The organism is Paenibacillus sp. FSL L8-0644 (assembly GCF_038008165.1).
Taxonomy (GTDB): Bacteria; Bacillota; Bacilli; order Paenibacillales; family Paenibacillaceae; genus Paenibacillus; species Paenibacillus polymyxa_D.
Window position 1 is genome coordinate 2,504,601 of the sequence record NZ_JBBOYN010000001.1, and the last position, 18,022, is coordinate 2,522,622.

General features: G+C 43.3%; 18 protein-coding genes and 1 pseudogene. 13 read left to right on the forward strand and 6 right to left on the reverse strand.

All coding sequences use genetic code 11. The features are described 5' to 3' along the window. Nucleotides 1-249: 249 nt before the first annotated feature. The 5 genes from NSS94_RS11525 (at nucleotide 250) to NSS94_RS11545 (ending at nucleotide 2,296) form a co-directional block, all read left to right on the forward strand. Entirely contained in the window at nucleotides 250-612 is a 363-nt protein-coding gene (locus NSS94_RS11525; RefSeq protein ID WP_029519165.1) for a response regulator, read from the forward strand. Nucleotides 613-697: 85 nt separating this feature from the next. Further along, nucleotides 698-1,186 (forward strand): hypothetical protein, encoded by a 489-nt coding sequence (locus NSS94_RS11530; RefSeq protein WP_341039316.1) that lies wholly within the window; start codon nucleotides 698-700, stop codon nucleotides 1,184-1,186. Nucleotides 1,187-1,290: 104 nt separating this feature from the next. Then, complete coding sequence (locus NSS94_RS11535) at nucleotides 1,291-1,485, forward strand: hypothetical protein (RefSeq protein ID WP_013310131.1); 195 nt, start codon at nucleotides 1,291-1,293, stop codon at nucleotides 1,483-1,485. A 12-nt stretch (nucleotides 1,486-1,497) separates the two neighbouring features. Continuing rightward, nucleotides 1,498-1,833, forward strand: a complete 336-nt coding sequence (locus NSS94_RS11540; protein WP_029519167.1) for a YolD-like family protein — start codon at nucleotides 1,498-1,500, stop codon at nucleotides 1,831-1,833. 121 nt (nucleotides 1,834-1,954) lie between these two features. After that, complete coding sequence (locus NSS94_RS11545; protein WP_069010190.1) at nucleotides 1,955-2,296, forward strand: cupin domain-containing protein; 342 nt, start codon at nucleotides 1,955-1,957, stop codon at nucleotides 2,294-2,296. Between the two features lie 61 nt (nucleotides 2,297-2,357). Here NSS94_RS11545 and NSS94_RS11550 read toward each other — a convergent pair whose 3' ends face one another. The 5 genes from NSS94_RS11550 to NSS94_RS11570 all read right to left on the reverse strand — a co-directional run bounded on the left by NSS94_RS11550 (nucleotide 2,358) and on the right by NSS94_RS11570 (nucleotide 6,225). Further along, a complete protein-coding gene (locus tag NSS94_RS11550; RefSeq protein WP_341039317.1) occupies nucleotides 2,358-3,227 on the reverse strand; it encodes an aminoglycoside 6-adenylyltransferase in 870 nt (289 codons plus the stop codon). Between the two features lie 351 nt (nucleotides 3,228-3,578). Then, entirely contained in the window at nucleotides 3,579-3,809 is a 231-nt protein-coding gene (locus NSS94_RS11555) for a hypothetical protein (protein ID WP_029519170.1), read from the reverse strand. Between the two features lie 37 nt (nucleotides 3,810-3,846). After that, entirely contained in the window at nucleotides 3,847-4,680 is an 834-nt protein-coding gene (locus NSS94_RS11560; protein ID WP_165147210.1) for a class I SAM-dependent methyltransferase, read from the reverse strand. A 155-nt stretch (nucleotides 4,681-4,835) separates the two neighbouring features. After that, nucleotides 4,836-5,717, reverse strand: a complete 882-nt coding sequence (hslO, locus tag NSS94_RS11565) for an Hsp33 family molecular chaperone HslO (protein ID WP_318626561.1) — start codon at nucleotides 5,715-5,717, stop codon at nucleotides 4,836-4,838. A 31-nt stretch (nucleotides 5,718-5,748) separates the two neighbouring features. Then, nucleotides 5,749-6,225 carry an Rrf2 family transcriptional regulator gene (locus NSS94_RS11570; RefSeq protein ID WP_080658677.1) on the reverse strand — a complete coding sequence of 159 codons (477 nt, stop codon included), beginning with the start codon at nucleotides 6,223-6,225 and terminating at the stop codon, nucleotides 5,749-5,751. A 244-nt stretch (nucleotides 6,226-6,469) separates the two neighbouring features. On the opposite strand from NSS94_RS11570, the gene NSS94_RS11575 reads away from it, so the two are divergent. The 5 genes and pseudogenes from NSS94_RS11575 (at nucleotide 6,470) to NSS94_RS11595 (ending at nucleotide 13,176) form a co-directional block, all read left to right on the forward strand. After that, on the forward strand, nucleotides 6,470-7,483 hold the full coding sequence (locus NSS94_RS11575; protein ID WP_029519174.1) for an LLM class flavin-dependent oxidoreductase: 1,014 nt from the start codon (nucleotides 6,470-6,472) through the stop codon (nucleotides 7,481-7,483). Nucleotides 7,484-8,483: 1,000 nt separating this feature from the next. After that, entirely contained in the window at nucleotides 8,484-9,560 is a 1,077-nt protein-coding gene (locus NSS94_RS11580) for a glycosyltransferase (protein ID WP_080658678.1), read from the forward strand. A 517-nt stretch (nucleotides 9,561-10,077) separates the two neighbouring features. Continuing rightward, complete coding sequence (locus tag NSS94_RS11585; protein ID WP_029519178.1) at nucleotides 10,078-10,431, forward strand: hypothetical protein; 354 nt, start codon at nucleotides 10,078-10,080, stop codon at nucleotides 10,429-10,431. A 494-nt stretch (nucleotides 10,432-10,925) separates the two neighbouring features. Then, nucleotides 10,926-12,308 (forward strand): annotated as a pseudogene (locus tag NSS94_RS11590) (hypothetical protein); the annotation flags it as partial. A 478-nt stretch (nucleotides 12,309-12,786) separates the two neighbouring features. Then, nucleotides 12,787-13,176, forward strand: a complete 390-nt coding sequence (locus tag NSS94_RS11595) for a hypothetical protein (protein ID WP_341039319.1) — start codon at nucleotides 12,787-12,789, stop codon at nucleotides 13,174-13,176. A gap of 130 nt (nucleotides 13,177-13,306) precedes the next feature. On the opposite strand, the gene NSS94_RS11600 is transcribed toward NSS94_RS11595, so the two are convergent. Beyond that, nucleotides 13,307-14,836, reverse strand: coding sequence for a glycosyltransferase (locus tag NSS94_RS11600; RefSeq protein WP_341039320.1), 1,530 nt, complete (start codon nucleotides 14,834-14,836; stop codon nucleotides 13,307-13,309). Between the two features lie 236 nt (nucleotides 14,837-15,072). Here NSS94_RS11600 and NSS94_RS11605 point away from each other — a divergent pair, with 236 nt between their 5' ends. Genes NSS94_RS11605 through NSS94_RS11615 form a run of 3 tightly spaced genes read left to right on the forward strand, consistent with a single transcriptional unit; the run spans nucleotide 15,073 to nucleotide 17,751 of the window. After that, on the forward strand, nucleotides 15,073-15,939 hold the full coding sequence (locus NSS94_RS11605; RefSeq protein WP_029518455.1) for a glycosyltransferase family 2 protein: 867 nt from the start codon (nucleotides 15,073-15,075) through the stop codon (nucleotides 15,937-15,939). Nucleotides 15,940-15,973: 34 nt separating this feature from the next. After that, nucleotides 15,974-17,113: a DegT/DnrJ/EryC1/StrS family aminotransferase gene (locus NSS94_RS11610; RefSeq protein ID WP_029518454.1), complete on the forward strand. Its 1,140-nt coding sequence runs from the start codon at nucleotides 15,974-15,976 to the stop codon at nucleotides 17,111-17,113. After that, the gene (locus NSS94_RS11615; RefSeq protein WP_341039321.1) at nucleotides 17,110-17,751 is read left to right on the forward strand and encodes an acetyltransferase; all 642 of its coding nucleotides are present in this window, start codon (nucleotides 17,110-17,112) and stop codon (nucleotides 17,749-17,751) included. Before NSS94_RS11610 ends, NSS94_RS11615 begins: the two co-directional genes overlap by 4 nt. Nucleotides 17,752-18,022 lie beyond the last annotated feature (271 nt).

The window sequence follows — 18,022 nt, forward strand, 5'->3', positions numbered from 1 at the left end:
CTTTTATGGCTAGTGCTCAAGATACAGTAGATATATAGTCCTTTGTAATTTGCTTTTCAGAAATGATTTACGTCATTGTGAAACGTTTTTTTGAAAACTAATTCTGTAGTAGCTAGTTTCAAATTTCTTTTATAATTCATTGGTAGCGTTTTTATTTTTACAGATTCTTTCTATTAATATTACCAGTTTATTCACCGATATTGAAGTTTGGGCGTGCATATCATTTGACAACGGATTGGAGAGATTAATTTGGCAGCAGTTATAGTAGTGGATGATTCTTTGTTTATGCGTTCTGTGCTTAAAGATATTCTTTTGGATTTAGGTCACGCTGTTATTGCGGAAGCAGAAAACGGGTATGATGCTGTTTTGAAATACGCACACTTTCGTCCCGATTTAATCACCATGGATATTAATATGCCTAAGATGGACGGGCTTGAGGCTGTTAAAAAGATCATAGAACTTGATCCCCAAGCCAACATTTTGATGTGTTCTGCTTTGGGGCAGCAGGAAGCGATTATAAAAGCATTTCAGGCAGGTGCAAAAGACTTTATTGTTAAGCCATTTGAGATGGAAAGGGTCGTGAATGCAGTCACAAAATTGCTTGATAGTTAATGAATCAAGATTTTTAATACATAATTATTGAACATGTAGAAGCAGGAATTCCATGCTTATTTTCACGAATATGGAGATGAATAGGATGAGCAATCGAGTGTTGTCTCAAAAAGTATTTATAGACGAACTGATCGCTACGATCAAGAAAGGAGGGCTTGTCCCTGTAAATTATGAACAACTCGTCAGCGAACAAAGAGAAAGAATGGATGCTCTTAACAATGAACTCACCCTTCGAATTGAGGGATTAGAGACAGATTTGATCTCTGCTTCGACATATTCCATTCCTTTTGCCAATGGCGAAATTATGTTTCTTGCTCGCTATATTGTACTCATTGGGGATCATACCGAGGGATACTTTGTGTTCTATCGAGCAGAAGACTGTGAAAGCCCAGAGGAATATCAGTTTTTAACAAGCTCTTATCAACTTCCCCATTTATTACTTGAATTATCTCTTTCTTTAAAAGAACATGGTACTAATGAGCCGCTTGATATTTTCACTTATTGGAATGGCCCTGTCCATCCTCTGAAAGATTTGAATAAAGAAGATATTAAGCTATCCACTTATGAATTTTAATTCCCTTGAGAGAGTCAAATCCCTCAGGGGATTTTTTTACATTGATAATCAAACACATGTTCGCATATAATACAAACAAACGTTCTGATAAGGAGTGAAGGATCATGTTGGAAAAATACGTGGGGCAGATCGTGGAAATCGTGTATTTGGATCGGAAGGGCAAACTGTCTCATCGGCGTATTGAGGTGCATCGTGTGCAGAATGGCTTGATACGAGCCACCTGTTTACAGACAGGCCAGCCACGTGTTTTTCGATTAGATCATGTATTGGCATGGCATCCGGTAACCAGAACAGCATAGGAGGGGCTTACGATGGGGAAAAAGCTTGAAGGAAATGGCATATGGGAAAGCTCGCGCATGATTTTGCCTGAGCATCGGGAGGCATATTTAAGACTGATGAAGGAGCAAGGAAGGCGCGGCAAGCCGACACTGGACGATCAGGAAATGCAGCAGATTGAACAGGCCATCATCGTATCCTATAACGAACGTAAGCCTATTACGCTAAAAGTGTTCAATCCATTTGATGATGAGGAGCTGCGTGGACTGGTCACGGTGATTAATACAAGTCGGCGAGAAGTGAAGCTGTCCCGTGGGGAAGAGGATTTTAGCTGGATTAAGTTGGAGGAAATTATCGAGGCGGATATATAAAAACAGTCTGACTAAGTCGGAGTGTTTTTTACATTTGTCCCGCCGTTTTTTAAAATAAGATTGTAGCTCTATGAATCCATATTTAAAATGAAACTGTAATTGCAAAAAGGAGGAGTTCAATATGAAAATAAGTAAAAATAATGCTGAACATTATATATGGGGAGATCAATGTGATGGTTGGCGCTTAGTGAAAAATAAGGATTTGAGTATTATTCATGAGCGGATGCCCGGAAATACTCATGAGGTCAGACATTATCATCATCATGCACGCCAATTTTTCTTTATTTTATCAGGTACAGCGGTACTTGAAGTGGATGGTGAACAAATCCAATTAGGATCTCAGGAAGGGTGTGAGGTTCCTCCTATGGTACCTCATCAAATGTTTAATGAAACGAATGAGGATGTTGAATTTTTGGTTATCTCTCAGCCTGCGAGCAGAGGCGATCGGGTTCTGACCGAATAACTTAGAGTATAAAAATAAAACCAGCCTAGCACATATAAATCAAGTGCCGACTGGTTTTTTATCAATAAATGTCCTTAGCATCTGCTGGGAGAGCTTTTACGCGATGGAGATAGTTCGTAACACGTTGATCGTCCAGAGTCGGATATTCGTAACCATAATGGTTCGCTACTTCCAAGGCAACTTCTCTAAATAAATTTCCCATGATCAAAAGAGACTGCCACATATGTTCATAATCTGCATCCGCAAACGTTTGAATGTAGAGCGTCCAAAGTCGAGGCTCAAGATGGTTCTCGAAATATTTTCCCTGCTTTCCCGGATCTGCCGCGAAGTCGGTTCGTATACCAATATGCCATTCCAGCATCAAGTGAAGCGCATCTCTCACAGGCCGATCCAGCATAAATTTGGCATAGGGCAGCTCCTGTCGCCATAACCCTTTAGCTACATAAGTACTGACCCACCAGAACTCGTTGCAGGAATCCGCATAGACTTGGGCAGTTGGAGGTATCGTCTTATAATCTTGAAGACTTGGCGGTGGGAAAGGCTCCACCAGTCCATCTTTATCCAGCAGCAGTACACTTAAGCTGTCTCGGGTACAATTGGCGATGTTATTCGCAGGGTAGAGAGTAAGATCTATGCGATTGCCGTCCGTAAATAACATGAGAAAAGCAAAGCGATCATGGGGCGTCGAAGTAGGTTCCATATGCTCATCGGGCGTCTGCATAATGATCAATTCACCAAAATGGTTGATCCAGCGACGTTCCTGAATAAAGCTGTCCATGGAAGATACGAGAAAGACGATATCATAATCCTGAAAAACGTCTCGTGGAGCATGTGGATTAGCGCGTGAACCATTCATAATCACGGCACGCACCTGTTCGTCCTCTTGAGCAAATTGGAGAATGGTATGCAGCATCTCTTGTTCACTTCTCACTATAGTTGTCTCCACAAGCGGTATCGAAAGGAAAAAAACGTAGATAAGACAGCAGTAGAAATAATGGCCACCAGTTCAATGATCATCAAGAAAAACGACCTCCTGTAGTTCAGTTTATCTGGAAAAAGTCTCCTGTACTTACAATAGCCTATACACAGAAGCTACTCAACTGTACTGCCAAGGCCCTGAAGTAACTTTATTTTTCGTTTTGGTTTCATCATATATTTCTATATAGTTTTGGTCATATAGGGGTGATTCCAAATAAGTCCCTTTCATTTTCGCGATCTACGAAAATACTGAGCATGTATACAGAATTAAGACCTTTATCTAATACACTGGATTTTCTTAATTTCATTTCAGCAAGAGCATTGAGGTACTTTGAATTTCATTTTTGTCTTTTACCAATTGGTCTGTATAGTCTGGCGATTTACTAATGAGAATAGTATTAATCTTGGCTGTATCCATGCGATCCAAAACGACTTTTCTAAAAGAGGTATCCAGATTTACGATATAAACCATTCCGATTATAGCTGCGATCAGAATGATTGCAGACTTAACGATGTAACGATTACGTCTTCTCATAGGCTATATCTCTCCATAGTTGTAGAGTTGATGAGCTTCAAGGCTTGATACCGACTGCAAGCATATGCGGGCTCATACCGATCACAGATTCCTGCTCTTCAACCTGCTGTGCTATATCCAGCAAACGGCTACGATGGGAAGGGATCGCCCACTTCTTTTCAAATCCGGGTGCAATCCAGCCGGGTCCTTCCACGCCCAGTACACGAGGCTTCGGCAATCCAGCCGCCTGCCAGTCTGCACGCAAGGCATCCGATGTATGAAAGTAGGACCGTGTGATAAAAGAGGGATAGGCCGCCGGTCGTACATGCTGACCATCTGTCAGCTCCTGTCTAACCATATTCATGAACTCATCTTCCTCCACAATGGTATTGCGCTCGTCGTACACCGATAGTCCCCACAGTAGCGAGCCAAACCTGGAAATAGCTGAAGTAATCAGCGTTCCGCCCTTCTTTAAGACACGCGCCGCTTCTTGTAGTGCTTTTACTCGTTCCTTCTGTTCCGTTAAATGATATAAAGGTCCCATCAATAGCACGATGTCCGCGCTTTCATCTTTACGATGAAGATTTCTGGCATCCGCGGTTTCCAGCTTACTGATGATGGGGTTATTCAGTTGCTGCTGACGAGCGAATTCAATGGCTTGGGAAGATAGATCAAATAGATGAACTTCGTATCCCAGCTCCGCCAGCCACGAAGAATAGACCCCTACACCGCCGCCGATATCGTAAATAACATGAGTAGACTCGCTGAGATAACGTGAAATGATTTCTTTTGATCTTTCCAGTTCTATTTTTCCTATGCCTCGCTCTAACCTGCCTATTTCTGCACCGCCATCATAATAAGCCAGAATTTCATGCGTATCATTTTCAAGCATAGCGCACCTCATCTCAGGTGATTGGAATAATATAACATTATCACTTACATCATGAACAAGTCTACCGTATTTAGGATAAAGAAATCGTCGGAAGCATTGGGAAAGAAAAAGCTGTTCCCCAGTAGCTAGACCTACTTTTTGGGAACAACCCATATTTAAATGATGTTTGTTTCCAGCATCCCTTCGAGATCTTCTTTGGTGAGATGGTAGTGTGCATTACAAAAGTGGCAATGAGCTTCAGCTTGTCCATCGGTATGGATCATATCTTCTATTTCCTTATTCCCTAAGCTGATAATGGCATTGGTAACACGCTCTTCTGAGCAGGGACAATGAAATTGTACAGGCATGGTTTCCAGTATGTTCAGGTTGCTTTCTCCCAAAATCTGACCCAGAATCTGCTCTGGCGTAAGACCTTCCATGACCATTGCGGAGATGCTTGGAATGCTCTCAATGCGTCTCTCGATAAAACTGATAACTTCCTCCTGCGTATCTGGCATCAGCTGAATAATGAAACCTCCAGCCGCCTGAATAGAGTTATCCGGGTTAACAATAACTCCCGCTCCTACAGAAGAGGGGATTTGTTCGGATTGGACGAGATAAGATGTGAAATCCTCGCCCAGCTCACCCGATATGAGAGGGATTTGTCCAACAAACGGGTGTTTTAAGCCGATATCTTTGGATACAATGAGCGCTCCATCTGTTCCTACAGCTCTGGCGACATCTAATTTCCCTATCTGATTAAGCTCAAAATGGGTTTGTGGATTTTTTACATAACCCCTAACTTCACCTTTGGAGTTGGTATCGACAAGAATAGTGCCGATAGGCCCGCCACCGTTGATTCTGATCGTCAGTTTATCCTCATCTTTAAGCATGGCTCCCAGCATGACGCCGACCGTCATAGAACGTCCCAATGCAGCCGATGCTGTGGGCCAGGTATAATGACGCCGTTGGGCTTCACTTACCGTTTCCGTTGTTCTCACGGCATAAGCCCGTACCTGATTATTGTAGGCAAGAGCTTTTACTAAGTAATCGTTCATGTTCATGTTCCTCTCTGATAATTAGTGTTCTTTACAAGACCATTTTTTCCTGAATCCAGTTCTCCAAAGAAGTAATTTTGGCATCATATCCTTCTTTAAAAAAGTCAGCGGATAGTGACGCGATGGTTTCCCTTTTCAGAACGGCCTTCCAGGAGGCTTCCGCTTCTTCCATCAAATTTGTCAGTAAACAACACTGATCGTCTTTCTTTAATTCAAGCATTTCGTTGTATATACCACTGGAAGAATAAAGGGTTTGTTGTCCCTCAATCGCTAGGTAAATATCAAATACCCGTATATCCTCAGGTTTTTTCTTTAATTTGAACCCGCCCTTGACACCAGGTACAGAAGTAATCAAATCGGAGCTAACCAATTTTCGTAACAGTTTATGAAAATAAGTAGGTGAAGCACCTAACTGCTGGCTAATGGCCTCCCCAGGTAAAACAGCTTTGTCCGGCAGCATCGTGAGTAGAAGAAGAGCGTAGACAGATTGTTCGACACCTGTTTTCATATGCACTAGCAATCACCTCAATATTTATAACCAGGCTAATGTGGATAACCATTATCCACATATTTGCATAATAGATGAGCTTATCATAAAAGTAAACTGATTTTTGATAAAAACTAAAAATTTAAATCATTTGCAATTCATAACGGGACACATTATTATAATTGACGTATCAATTGATAGGTCAAAGAATTAAGGTGTTGAGGGAAATACGTATAATAATATTTTGACAGGGGGTTTATATATAATGACTACGCGGAACGTTGCACTATCTATATTAGATCTTGCACCTGTCATTGAAGGCGGCACTCCTGCCGATTCCTTCCGCGACACGGTGGATCTTGCCCAGCATGCAGAACAATGGGGGTACCATCGGTACTGGCTAACGGAGCATCATAACATGCAGGCAGTTGCTAGTGCAGCTACGTCCGTGATCATCGGGCATGTAGCTGCACATACAAACAAGATTCGGGTCGGTTCAGGCGGTATTATGCTGGCGAACCATGCTCCACTCATGATTGCGGAGCAGTTTGGAACATTAGAGTCGCTCTATCCGGGACGAATTGATCTGGGACTTGGCCGTGCTCCAGGCACGGATCAACCCGCGATGAGGGCACTGCGGCGAGGGCTTCATAGTACTGGGGAAGATTTCCCCGAGCAATTGAATGAGCTGCGTTCTTACCTGAATCCAGCGCTAAGCGGAGCAGTTCCGGGAGTAAGAGCGGTTCCTGGAGAAGGGCTGGACATTCCCATCTGGTTACTGGGATCAAGCGGATTCAGCGCACAGCTGGCAGGTCAGCTTGGGTTGCCGTTCGCGTTCGCCAGCCACTTTGCCCCGGCTCATTTGCTACAGGCTTTAGAGTTGTATCATCGCAATTTTCGACCATCTAAAGCACTGGATAAGCCCTATGTGATGGTCGGTGTTAATGTGCTTGTTGCAGATTCTGATGAGGAAGCGAAAAGGCTCTTTACATCACAAGAACAACAGTTTCTAAATGTGCTGCGCGGGCACAGCGGAGGACTGAAGCCACCAGTTGATGACATGGAGAAACTCTGGAGTGAGCAGGAAAAGGAGGCGGTTCGTGGTAATATGCTGGGGTATTCAGCCATTGGCAGTCCTGACACCGTCAAGCAAAAGATAGATTGGATTATAGACCAGACTAGAGCCAATGAGCTGATTACAACCTCTCAGGTATATGACCATCAAGCGCGCCTGCGCTCGTATGAGCTGCTAGCCAAAGTAATGCGAACAGACGATTAGTTGGTCAAACCATAAGGCCGTGCTGAAAAAGGTTCTCATAACCTGATCTGGCATGGCCTTATTATATTTTAAAGCTTATATTTACGAATCAAATAGGTTGGGGTCCAGCTCCACGCGTGACAGTAGCTGTTGATTAGATAGCTGCCGTAGGGTGAAAAGGCTTTGTTATGGGGATCGTACAACTCTCAGAACGTGTCCGCTCCATTCTGATGGGAGGCATACTGCTTTACCTGCAGGGATGTTATAAAGCCACCCTTCAAAAACCAGTGAGAAGACGATTTGGAAAACTGCGGGACTAGGTAAGCTAAAAGACTTAGAAATCCCCACAATTTGTAAGAATTTCTCCATTTGGAGGGTTGCGAAAATGTTGGAAAAGCGAGTCTATTCAGACATGGAATGTTGTTGTAACATAAAGTTACGCACCTTTCTTGTTGGCATGGTTGATTTGACACTTCCATGATACCAAACAAGTAAGGTGTTTTTTGTCAATACGGAAAAATTTATTCGATTTTTCCTTACTCACTCAAAGGGTTAGGCTGATTTTCTAGGTGCGAAAGTTGAGTTAATAATTTGTTAGATATGATTGTTTGTTTACCCACAAAATTTAGACATTTATTCAGTCAATCGGTCCGATCAAACCTCAACCTAATCAGCGGATATGACGGTGCTTGGAATTCGTGTATTCGCAGCCGTTGTTCATCACAAAAAATTATTGTTCAAAAGTTTGGTGGGATGAATTGAGCTAAAGAATTATATGATGAATGGTGAGAGTGGCGGCCGGAAGTCCAAACACTCCCAGCCTGACGAACCCGCCGTTCCTGCCACAGGATCACCTGCTTGCGAACCAGCGGAAGCCTTACAAATTTAAGAAGCTTTTCTAACCGTAGGAATGATTCAGCTATCCTGTACTAGAACATCGGCCATTGTAGCCACATATGTATACGGGAAACGCCTGTGGTGTACAGCTTTAGGGAGCAGCAACTTAAGAAAGGGTGAAAGTATGGAAATATTTAGTCAGCAAATTCAATCGCATACTAACCGGCGTCTTGCAGTAATTGATACGAAGTTTCCATGGAAGCTAAGTGGTTTTCGATATTGGGAGAACTTTAATATATTCGAGCAAAGGCCTGATACTTTGTTCTTTGCAACTGAACCTAATGATGATTATTTTCCTTCTAAAGTTTATCCTTTTTCTGATTTTATGAAAGTTGCAGTGTCTGAGGGGGTTACAGATGTATATTGTGTTTTCTTAAATTTAACACTTAGTTTGCTTGGTCATGGCTTTCTTCCGGATGGAAGTTATTTGCCAGGAGCAAATCCTAATCTAAATATTAAGCCATTCTTAGATGACCGAAATATTAATCTTCATGCTACCTTGTACCCTGGTGGCGGACTGGATCCATGGACAAAAAAAGAGTTTCTTTCCATTGCAGGACAGCATTGTTCGACCGTATTTACAAACATCAATGAAGTTATGGAATCGATTGTTGGAAGTATTTATTATCCCGTTGTGATTAATACCGACTTATATACATTCAAACAGAAGAAAGTTGAAATGCCTATACAGTTAACATTCTGTGCTTTTAATGCCATTAGAAAAGGTTTCCCCATTATGGCAGATGCATTTAATCGACTTACGGATGATTTTCATCTTAATCTAATTGGTGATTGGGAAGATCAATTACTTCTATTGAAAAATAAGAATTATACATTCTATGGCCTACTTTCCCCTGAAGAGTTAAAGTCAGTGTACGAAAGAACTCATATATTTCTAAATTGCAGTGTTCCGGATCGATTTGCTTTAGATGGTTTTCCAACTACGGCTGCCGTTGATGCGATATCGACAGGATGTGTACTTGTTACGACAAACCCCCGAAATGATAGATTTATTCTTGAGGAAGGAAAGGATTATTTTGAAGTTGAACCTAACGGGTACGCAATTTCTGAGAGGTTGTTTTGGATCCAGGATCACTTTGAAGAAGCGTTGATTGTTGGAAAAAATGGTTCTAATAAGATAAAAAGTAAATTTAATGCTAGTCAAATAGTGAAATCAAAGCTTGCTAACATATTTAAGTAATTTATAAATATTTGGGTTTTGACTATATTAACTCACGGTTTTCAGCTTTGAAGCAAGAGCTGCGAGAAGGGGATACCGCAAATCGATGGGGGTTTCATTATTTATGGAATGAGAAACAAAAGCAGGAACAATTTGAGGATTTAAAAAACAAATCTGTAAGAGTGTTGTAGCATGACGCAAGTGGTATTTGTAACAAGGATGAGGGCACCCCTTTCTCTTAGGGTGCTTTTTTTATGGTTTGGAATGATATAGGAAGGGGCAAATCTTTCATTTCCTTTCCTTGAGAGAGAATTAGGAGATTTCCAAAACTTGAGAACAACGAGTAGTTTGAGGCTCGATCGGACCGAATGACAGAATAAATAATATCTTGTTTTTTAATGGGTAAACAAACAATCATATCTAACAAATTATTAATATAATACATGGGAACTCCAGGTTCCTTTTCTATTTTCGTCCTAGTATTTTACTTGATTGCATGGAGTTATTGTTAATAACCAGTAAAGGAGGCGTTAACTTAATGGCAATATTAACAACTGGTCCTATTGAGAACAGTCCTGTTGGTGGGGTCAGGCCGATCCAACAGGTCACTGTTAAAATGGTAAACCGTGACTTAGTCAATTCTTCAACAATATTAATTCAGGGATTCATTTTAAATGGTTTACGAACATTACATGTACTAGAACAAATAGCTTTAGCCCCCAATGCAGTTGTTACGAGAAATTATCTAGCGAACTTCGACGCATATGAATTCGTTTTTACCACAAGCGGTTTGGCAGAAGAAAGTACTGATATTTCTGTTTGGGGAAAAAACGGGAGTGGTACAATCATTGGTGCTCAGCGTATTGTTGCGGATGAGCAGTTAGAGTCTTAAAACTCAACAAATGCACAGAGGTAAAGCCACAATCATATCACATGTTTTAGAAATAAAATAGAGGGAACATGATCTTGAGAAAGACCTCATTGTTTACAAGAAAAGCTTGCTTTTACTAGAAAGGAGGGAATATCTAAATGGCAGTATTATCTACTGGACCCATTGCAAACGATCCTGTTCTAGGAGTCAGACCCACCCAACTGGTCACAGTAAAAATAGATAACCGAGATTCTGTAAATTCTTCTACTGTTTTGATCGAGGGTTTTATTTTAAACGGCAGTAGAACAGTATATGTACAACAACTAGTTGTAGTGGGACCAAATGCGGTTATAACTAGGAATTTCTTTGCAAATTTAGACGCATTTGAATTCGTGTTTACCACAAGCGGACCAGCAGTGAATGAAACTCAAATTTCTGTTTGGGGTAAAGATGCATTGGGGCAATTAGTACCTGCGCATCGGTTAGTATCTGATGAACTTTTAGGAACCGATCAAGGCGTCCAAGGACCTCAGGGTGTTCAAGGTGACCAAGGACCACAGGGAGTTCAAGGTGATCAAGGACCTCAGGGTGTTCAAGGAGCCCAAGGTGACCAAGGACCTCAGGGCGTACAAGGTGACCAAGGACCACAGGGAGTTCAAGGCGTACAAGGTGACCAAGGACCACAGGGAGTTCAAGGCGTACAAGGTGATCAAGGACCTCAGGGCGTCCAAGGCGACCAAGGACCTCAGGGTGTTCAAGGCGTGCAAGGCGACCAAGGACCTCAAGGAGCCCAAGGCGATCAAGGACCTCAAGGAGTTCAAGGCGACCAAGGACCTCAAGGAGTTCAAGGCGACCAAGGACCACAGGGAGTTCAAGGAGTCCAAGGCGACCAAGGACCTCAAGGAGTTCAAGGAGCCCAAGGCGATCAAGGACCTCAAGGAGTTCAAGGAGCCCAAGGTGATCAAGGACCTCAAGGCGTCCAAGGCGACCAAGGACCACAGGGTGTTCAAGGCGACCAAGGTGACCAAGGACCTCAGGGAGTCCAAGGCGATCAAGGACCTCAGGGCGTTCAAGGCGACCAAGGACCTCAGGGCGTACAAGGTGACCAAGGACCACAGGGAGTTCAAGGCGTACAAGGTGATCAAGGACCTCAGGGCGTCCAAGGCGACCAAGGACCTCAGGGCGTTCAAGGCGACCAAGGACCACAGGGAGTTCAAGGAGTCCAAGGCGACCAAGGACCTCAGGGCGTTCAAGGCGACCAAGGACCACAGGGAGTTCAAGGAGTCCAAGGCGACCAAGGACCTCAAGGAGTTCAAGGAGCCCAAGGCGATCAAGGACCTCAAGGAGTTCAAGGAGCCCAAGGTGATCAAGGACCTCAAGGAGTCCAAGGCGACCAAGGACCACAGGGTGTTCAAGGCGACCAAGGTGACCAAGGACCTCAAGGAGTCCAAGGCGATCAAGGACCTCAAGGAGTTCAAGGCGTGCAAGGCGACCAAGGACCTCAAGGAGTCCAAGGCGATCAAGGACCTCAAGGAGTTCAAGGTGTTCAAGGCGACCAAGGACCTCAAGGAGTTCAAGGACCTCAAGGAGTCCAAGGCGATCAAGGACCTCAGGGTGTTCAGGGCGTACAAGGCGATCAAGGACCTCAAGGAGTTCAAGGACCTCAAGGAGCCCAAGGTGACCAAGGACCTCAAGGCGTTCAAGGCGTGCAAGGCGACCAAGGACCTCAAGGTGTTCAAGGCGTACAAGGTGACCAAGGACCTCAGGGTGTTCAAGGAGCCCAAGGCGACCAAGGACCTCAGGGTGTTCAAGGCGTGCAAGGCGACCAAGGACCACAGGGTGTTCAAGGAGTTCAAGGCGACCAAGGACCTCAGGGCGTACAAGGTGACCAAGGACCTCAGGGAGTTCAAGGCGTACAAGGTGATCAAGGACCTCAGGGCGTCCAAGGCGACCAAGGACCTCAGGGCGTACAAGGCGACCAAGGACCCGTGCAAGGCGACCAAGGACCTCAGGGTGTTCAGGGCGTTCAAGGAGACCAAGGGCGATCAAGGACCTCAAGGAGTTCAAGGTGTTCAAGGCGACAAGACCAAGGACCTGTTCAAGGGATCAAGGACCTTCAAGGCGACCAAGGACCTCAAGGCGTTCAAGGCGTCAAGGGACCAAGGTCAAGGTGTTCAAGGTGACCAAGGACCTCAGGGTGTTCAGGGCGTACAAGGAGTTCAAGGCGACCAAGGACCTCAGGGCGTACAAGGTGACCAAGGACCTCAGGGTGTTCAGGGCAGGTGACCAAGGACCTCAGGGAGTTCAACCAAGGCGACCAAGGACCTCAAGGAGTTCAAGGACCTCAAGGAGTCCAAGGCGATCAAGGACCTCAGGGTGTTCAGGGCGTACAAGGAGACCAAGGCCCTCAAGGAGTCCAAGGCGATCAGGGACCTCAAGGAGTCCAAGGCGATCAAGGCCCTCAGGGAGTTCAAGGCGTACAAGGAGACCAAGGACCTCAAGGAGTCCAAGGCGATCAAGGCCCTCAGGGTGTTCAAGGACTGCAAGGCGACCAAGGCCCTCAGGGAGTTCAAGGCGTCCAAGGCCCTCAGGGAGTTCAAGGCGTCCAAGGCGACCAAGGACCTCAAGGAGTTCAAGGCGTGCAAGGCGACCAAGGCCCTCAGGGTGTTCAAGGACCGCAAGGTGACCAAGGACCAGCTTAAGGTCAAGGTATATTTAGAGGACTCAAAAGTTATTTATAACTTTTGGGTTCTTTTTTTGTCTTAAGTTCATGTTTGCAGTCCTGCTGTAACAAAAAAAACCTTTGTCGAAGTCTCATGGAAATGATTCAGAGAGACTTCGACAAAGGTATTGGAAAATAATTGTTGGCTAATATTCTAATCAGCCTTGTTGTAATTTACGGCAACACAACCACTTTCTCTTTGCAGGACGCAATAAATTTTCCATATTGAATACAAGTTTCTAATGAATCATTTGGCTCCATAGGCCACCATCGTATGGCTCCCCTGGGAGCTTTGGAGGCATAGGTTTCGATTTCTGATGGAATTCGACCTACAACCACAATTTCGATCTCCCTAAAGTTGTTTTCAATGCCCTTTTGGAGCGTTTTAATTAATTGGGTGTGCTCTATTTCAGGACAGGAATGGGGGATAGGGAACAATATCGAGAATTTAGAAGTATCTTCTTGAATAACGTGAGCAGATTTCCGGGCAGGATCATCCGTAGAAGTCTCCCATATACGACGATAAGGCAATTGCTGTGGTAAATCGAGTTCTTTCAGTCTCATTTGTATCCTTTGAAAATAGCATCTATTTAGTTCCCCTACAAGAACCTGAATCTGCTTATTTCTTAGGAATGTAGTGTTATTCCCATGTTCGTTACGATATTGGATATATATCAAATCGGGGATGTTTGCAAATTTAGTGCAAAGAAACGTCCGGACCAGCATATCGTAATCATCTGCAACCAGTAGTTCATTGCGATGTCCCCCGATCAGATGATAACAGTCCCTTGTCCACGCACGGGGATGATTGGGTAAACCGACCAAATGTCGAATGGTTTTGCCATTAATGGTCGTATGTTTTTGTACATTTTGCCATCTGTTCATTTCATGCAGCCAGACTCGATAATGAACACTGTAGCCAAAGCCACAATCCCAGCCATACCAATGTGCATGATTGCTCCCTGCATACACTTCAGCACAATCCCCATAAACAAAGCCACAGTCAGGGTTTTGTTGAAATGCTTTGACGATTTTCTCCAGGCAGTCAGGAGTTAGCTCATCATCATGATCGACTTCTACCAAAATTTCCCCTGTACATAGACCTGCTGCAAACCTTTTGATAGCCCCTATATAACCATTGCGGGAATCCTGGCGATATCTCCGCACACGGTGATCCTCTAAAGGGAGTAAATACTCCTTGTACGTTTCATCTTCATCACCGGAATCATCCACGATTACCCATTCCCAGTTCTTGTAGGTCTGCTTCAATAAAGATTGATAAGGTCGTTGAATTTTTTCCTTTGATCTGTAGCTGGCAGTAAAGACGGATATTAAAGGTGTGTTTGAAGAAAAATGTGTAGGAGGAATCGTTCTATTCTCCGAAAGAGGATCTGTTGCCTTAAGCCAGCAGAAAAATAAATGCATAGGTTGAATTTCGTCAGGTGATTGGAAGTGTAACCAGCGTTTTTTTTCGTGACCAGGCAATGCTTTTAGTGCTGAAAATTCTCCCCACTCTTCTCCGATCGAGACGTAAACCCGAGGTTTTTGGAGGCTATTGTCTATAAGTGGCTGATCAGCCTCATACAAGTTTATTGTAATGTTATTTTCTTCCAATCTATCTATCAATTCTTTTACATGATCCTTTAAAACCTTCTTCGATACAAATAAATGAGTTGTCAGTAGCGGAGTGAAATTCAATGACATGATCATTCCCCTTTACCAGTTTCGAACATCAACGAGAGGGAGGTGCCGTTCAGACGTAAGCTATTGTTTTTATTGAAACAACCATTTTCCTGGCATCATTTTATTTCCCAGTAGTATATATGTATGTGTATGTGTTCGGGGATGTGAGAAAAATACCAGCCCATATGAACATAGCGAATAAACCGTTTGAAACCTCCGTCGTAAACACCGAAGCATTAAAGAAAGGTGGAGTAAGTGTGGAATGCCCATTAGTAAGTGTAGTTATACCTGCATATAACCGGCCGCATACACTAAAAATCGCCATCGACAGTGTATTGGAACAAACTTACCCGAACATCGAAATTATTATCTGTGATGACAGTACAACGAATGAAGTACAAGAAATGATTGATTCTTATTTAGATTCTTTTCCCCAAGTTAAATATTATAAAAATGATAAAAATCTTTTTCTTGGAAATTGGCATAAATGTTTTGATTTGGCATCAGGTGAATATATCAATTACTTGATGGATGACGATATGTTTCATAAAGAAAAAATAGCAAGGATGCTCTATTTTTTTGAAAATTTTGAAAACATCACACTGGTTACCTCGTATCGGCAAACCATGAATGAATTAGGGGCTATTCTCCCACCGCTCTATGCAACGGAAAAGTTATACGAAGAAACAAGGATAATGGACGGAAGAATGTTGGCAAACGTTGCATTAACTCGTTGTTTAAATGTGATTGGTGAACCTACAACAGTGTTTTTCAAAAAAACAGATCTTATCGAACGGTTTGGAGTTTATAAAGGGAAACAGTATTCTCTTCTTAATGATTTAGCTTCCTGGTTGAACTTACTATCCAAAGGAAAAGCAGTTTATATTCCTGAAGCGCTAAGCTATTTTCGAATACATCCCAATCAAAATAATCAAACGCTTGGTCAAAATGCGTTCACGGAATGGTTAGATATTATGATTGCCTCGAGAGATGATGGATTTCTTGATACCAACGATTTGTTTAAAACTGCACTTCATTCTTATCATGAACGTATAAAAGGCCGTCCACAATTTGTTGCAGATATCAAGCGAATTGAAATGATATTAAAAACATTGGAATCCTAACTTGCTCATCCCATGTGCAAAGGAGGCTTGGCTTATGTTTGAAATTCCCTTCTTACGACCTAGTTTAGTAAAAAAGGAACGATTTATTGCTAATTTTGAGAAAATAGAAGAGACGCGAATTTACTCCAATTATGGCCCCTTAAATAACCTGTTTGAAGAGCGGGTCATTGCGCAAGTGTTTAATGGAATCGGTTCGGCTGTGACTGTTAGTAACGCTACCATCGGCTTGATTTTGGCTATCGCTCACAGCAAGCGACCACAGGGCAAATATGCAGTTATGCCAAGTTTTACTTTTGCTGCCACCCCACTTGCTGCTGAGTGGTGCGGGTTAGAACCCTATTTCCTTGACATTGAACCGGAGAATTGGCAAATGAATAGGGAGCAGTTAGAGCAGGCAGTCAAGCTGCTGGGAGATGAGATTGCGGTAATCGTTCCTTATGCCACTTTCGGTACAGCCATTGATTTGTCTGTATACAATAAGCTGCAGGAGCAAGGAATTCCGGTAGTCATTGATGCTGCTGCCAGTTTTGGGACTATATCTCCCGAGGAAGCCACCCATTTTGGTAAAGGCTTTGGAGGGGCCGTAGTATTCAGCTTTCATGCCACCAAATCTTTTGGTATCGGAGAGGGTGGATTGGTATACAGTTTGGACCAGGATCTCATTAAGCGAATTCGTCAGGCGGGGAATTTCGGTTTCTCCAGCAGCAGGGAGTCTGTCACCCAAGGTCTTAACAGTAAGATATCCGAGTATACCGCTGCTATCGCTTTAGCTACTCTCGATCACTTCAAAACTGTACGGGAGAATAGAAGGACGATCTACGAATATTATCTTCAAGAACTGCTCCAAGCAGACTTATTAGAACGAGGATGGTCTGTACAAAAAACACAAGGATCGGTTGTCCATCAATTTATCCCTATTCTTAGTCCGGATTCACACACGAATCAAGAGGTCGTTAAGTTATTAGCCTCTAATTCAATAGAAGCCAGAACCTATTTTTCTCCGGCGTGCCATCAGCAGAAGCAGTTCCAAAGTTATCCCCGGTCTACTCTTCATGTTACCGAGCATATTACCAAACATATTGTCAGCCTGCCCTTGTGGGAGGAACTGGATGAGATTATCGTTCGAAGAATTGTAAATGTTCTAAGAAGCTTGGGAAGAGAGACAGCCAGATGAGGAAACTCGTGATTTGGGGATCGGGCGGACATGCCAAGGAAATTAACTGGTTATGTGAAGAGTTAGGAGTTCGAGTGATAGGATTCTTAGACGAACGGCCTGAGACGAAAGGGCAGATCGTAAATGGGGTTCCTGTACTGGGGACGTTGACCGACATTAAAGCGTTAAAATATGAGGTGGAACTGATATGTGCGGGAGTGGGTGACCCAGCATTAAAGAAACGATTCGCTTATCATACAATTCAATCGGGATTTCGTATCGCAGCCCCGCTAATACATCCGCGTGTTCGTTTGTCTCGAAGAAACACCATTGGAGAGGGAAGTATGATCTTTGAAGGGGCTGTCCTGTCGGACAATATTAAGATCGGACAGCATGTGATTATCAATCGGAGTGTTAACGTGAGTCATGATGCGGTTATTGGCGATTATATAACCATAGCCCCTGGTGTGAATTTGGCAGGTAACGTAACCATAGATGAGGGGGCCTATATCGGCGTCGGTGTCTCGGTACGGGAGAGATGTCACATTGGTTGTTGGTCTATGATAGGTGGAGGTGCCTTTGTTAAAGATGATATACCCAGCTTTACCATGGCTGCAGGGGTACCAGCAGTCGTTAAAAAACGACTTGATATTCCCTGAGTAGTCTTTCTTTGGACGGACGTATTCGATTTGTAGTAATATGCTTGGCAATGAAGTGATTTACCTACCAAAAGGCCGTGCCGGAAAAGGTTCTCATAACCTGATCCCGGCGCGGCTTTTGATTAATGTACACAGATTACAGATGGATGAAAATTAAAATTTATTTTTGATTATTTTTGTATTACTTATTTTCAAATTAAAACAAAGGTGTTATAGTCTCCATAAACAAAGAATAACCACTGTAATAAAGCCTTTCAAAACTAAAACTAAA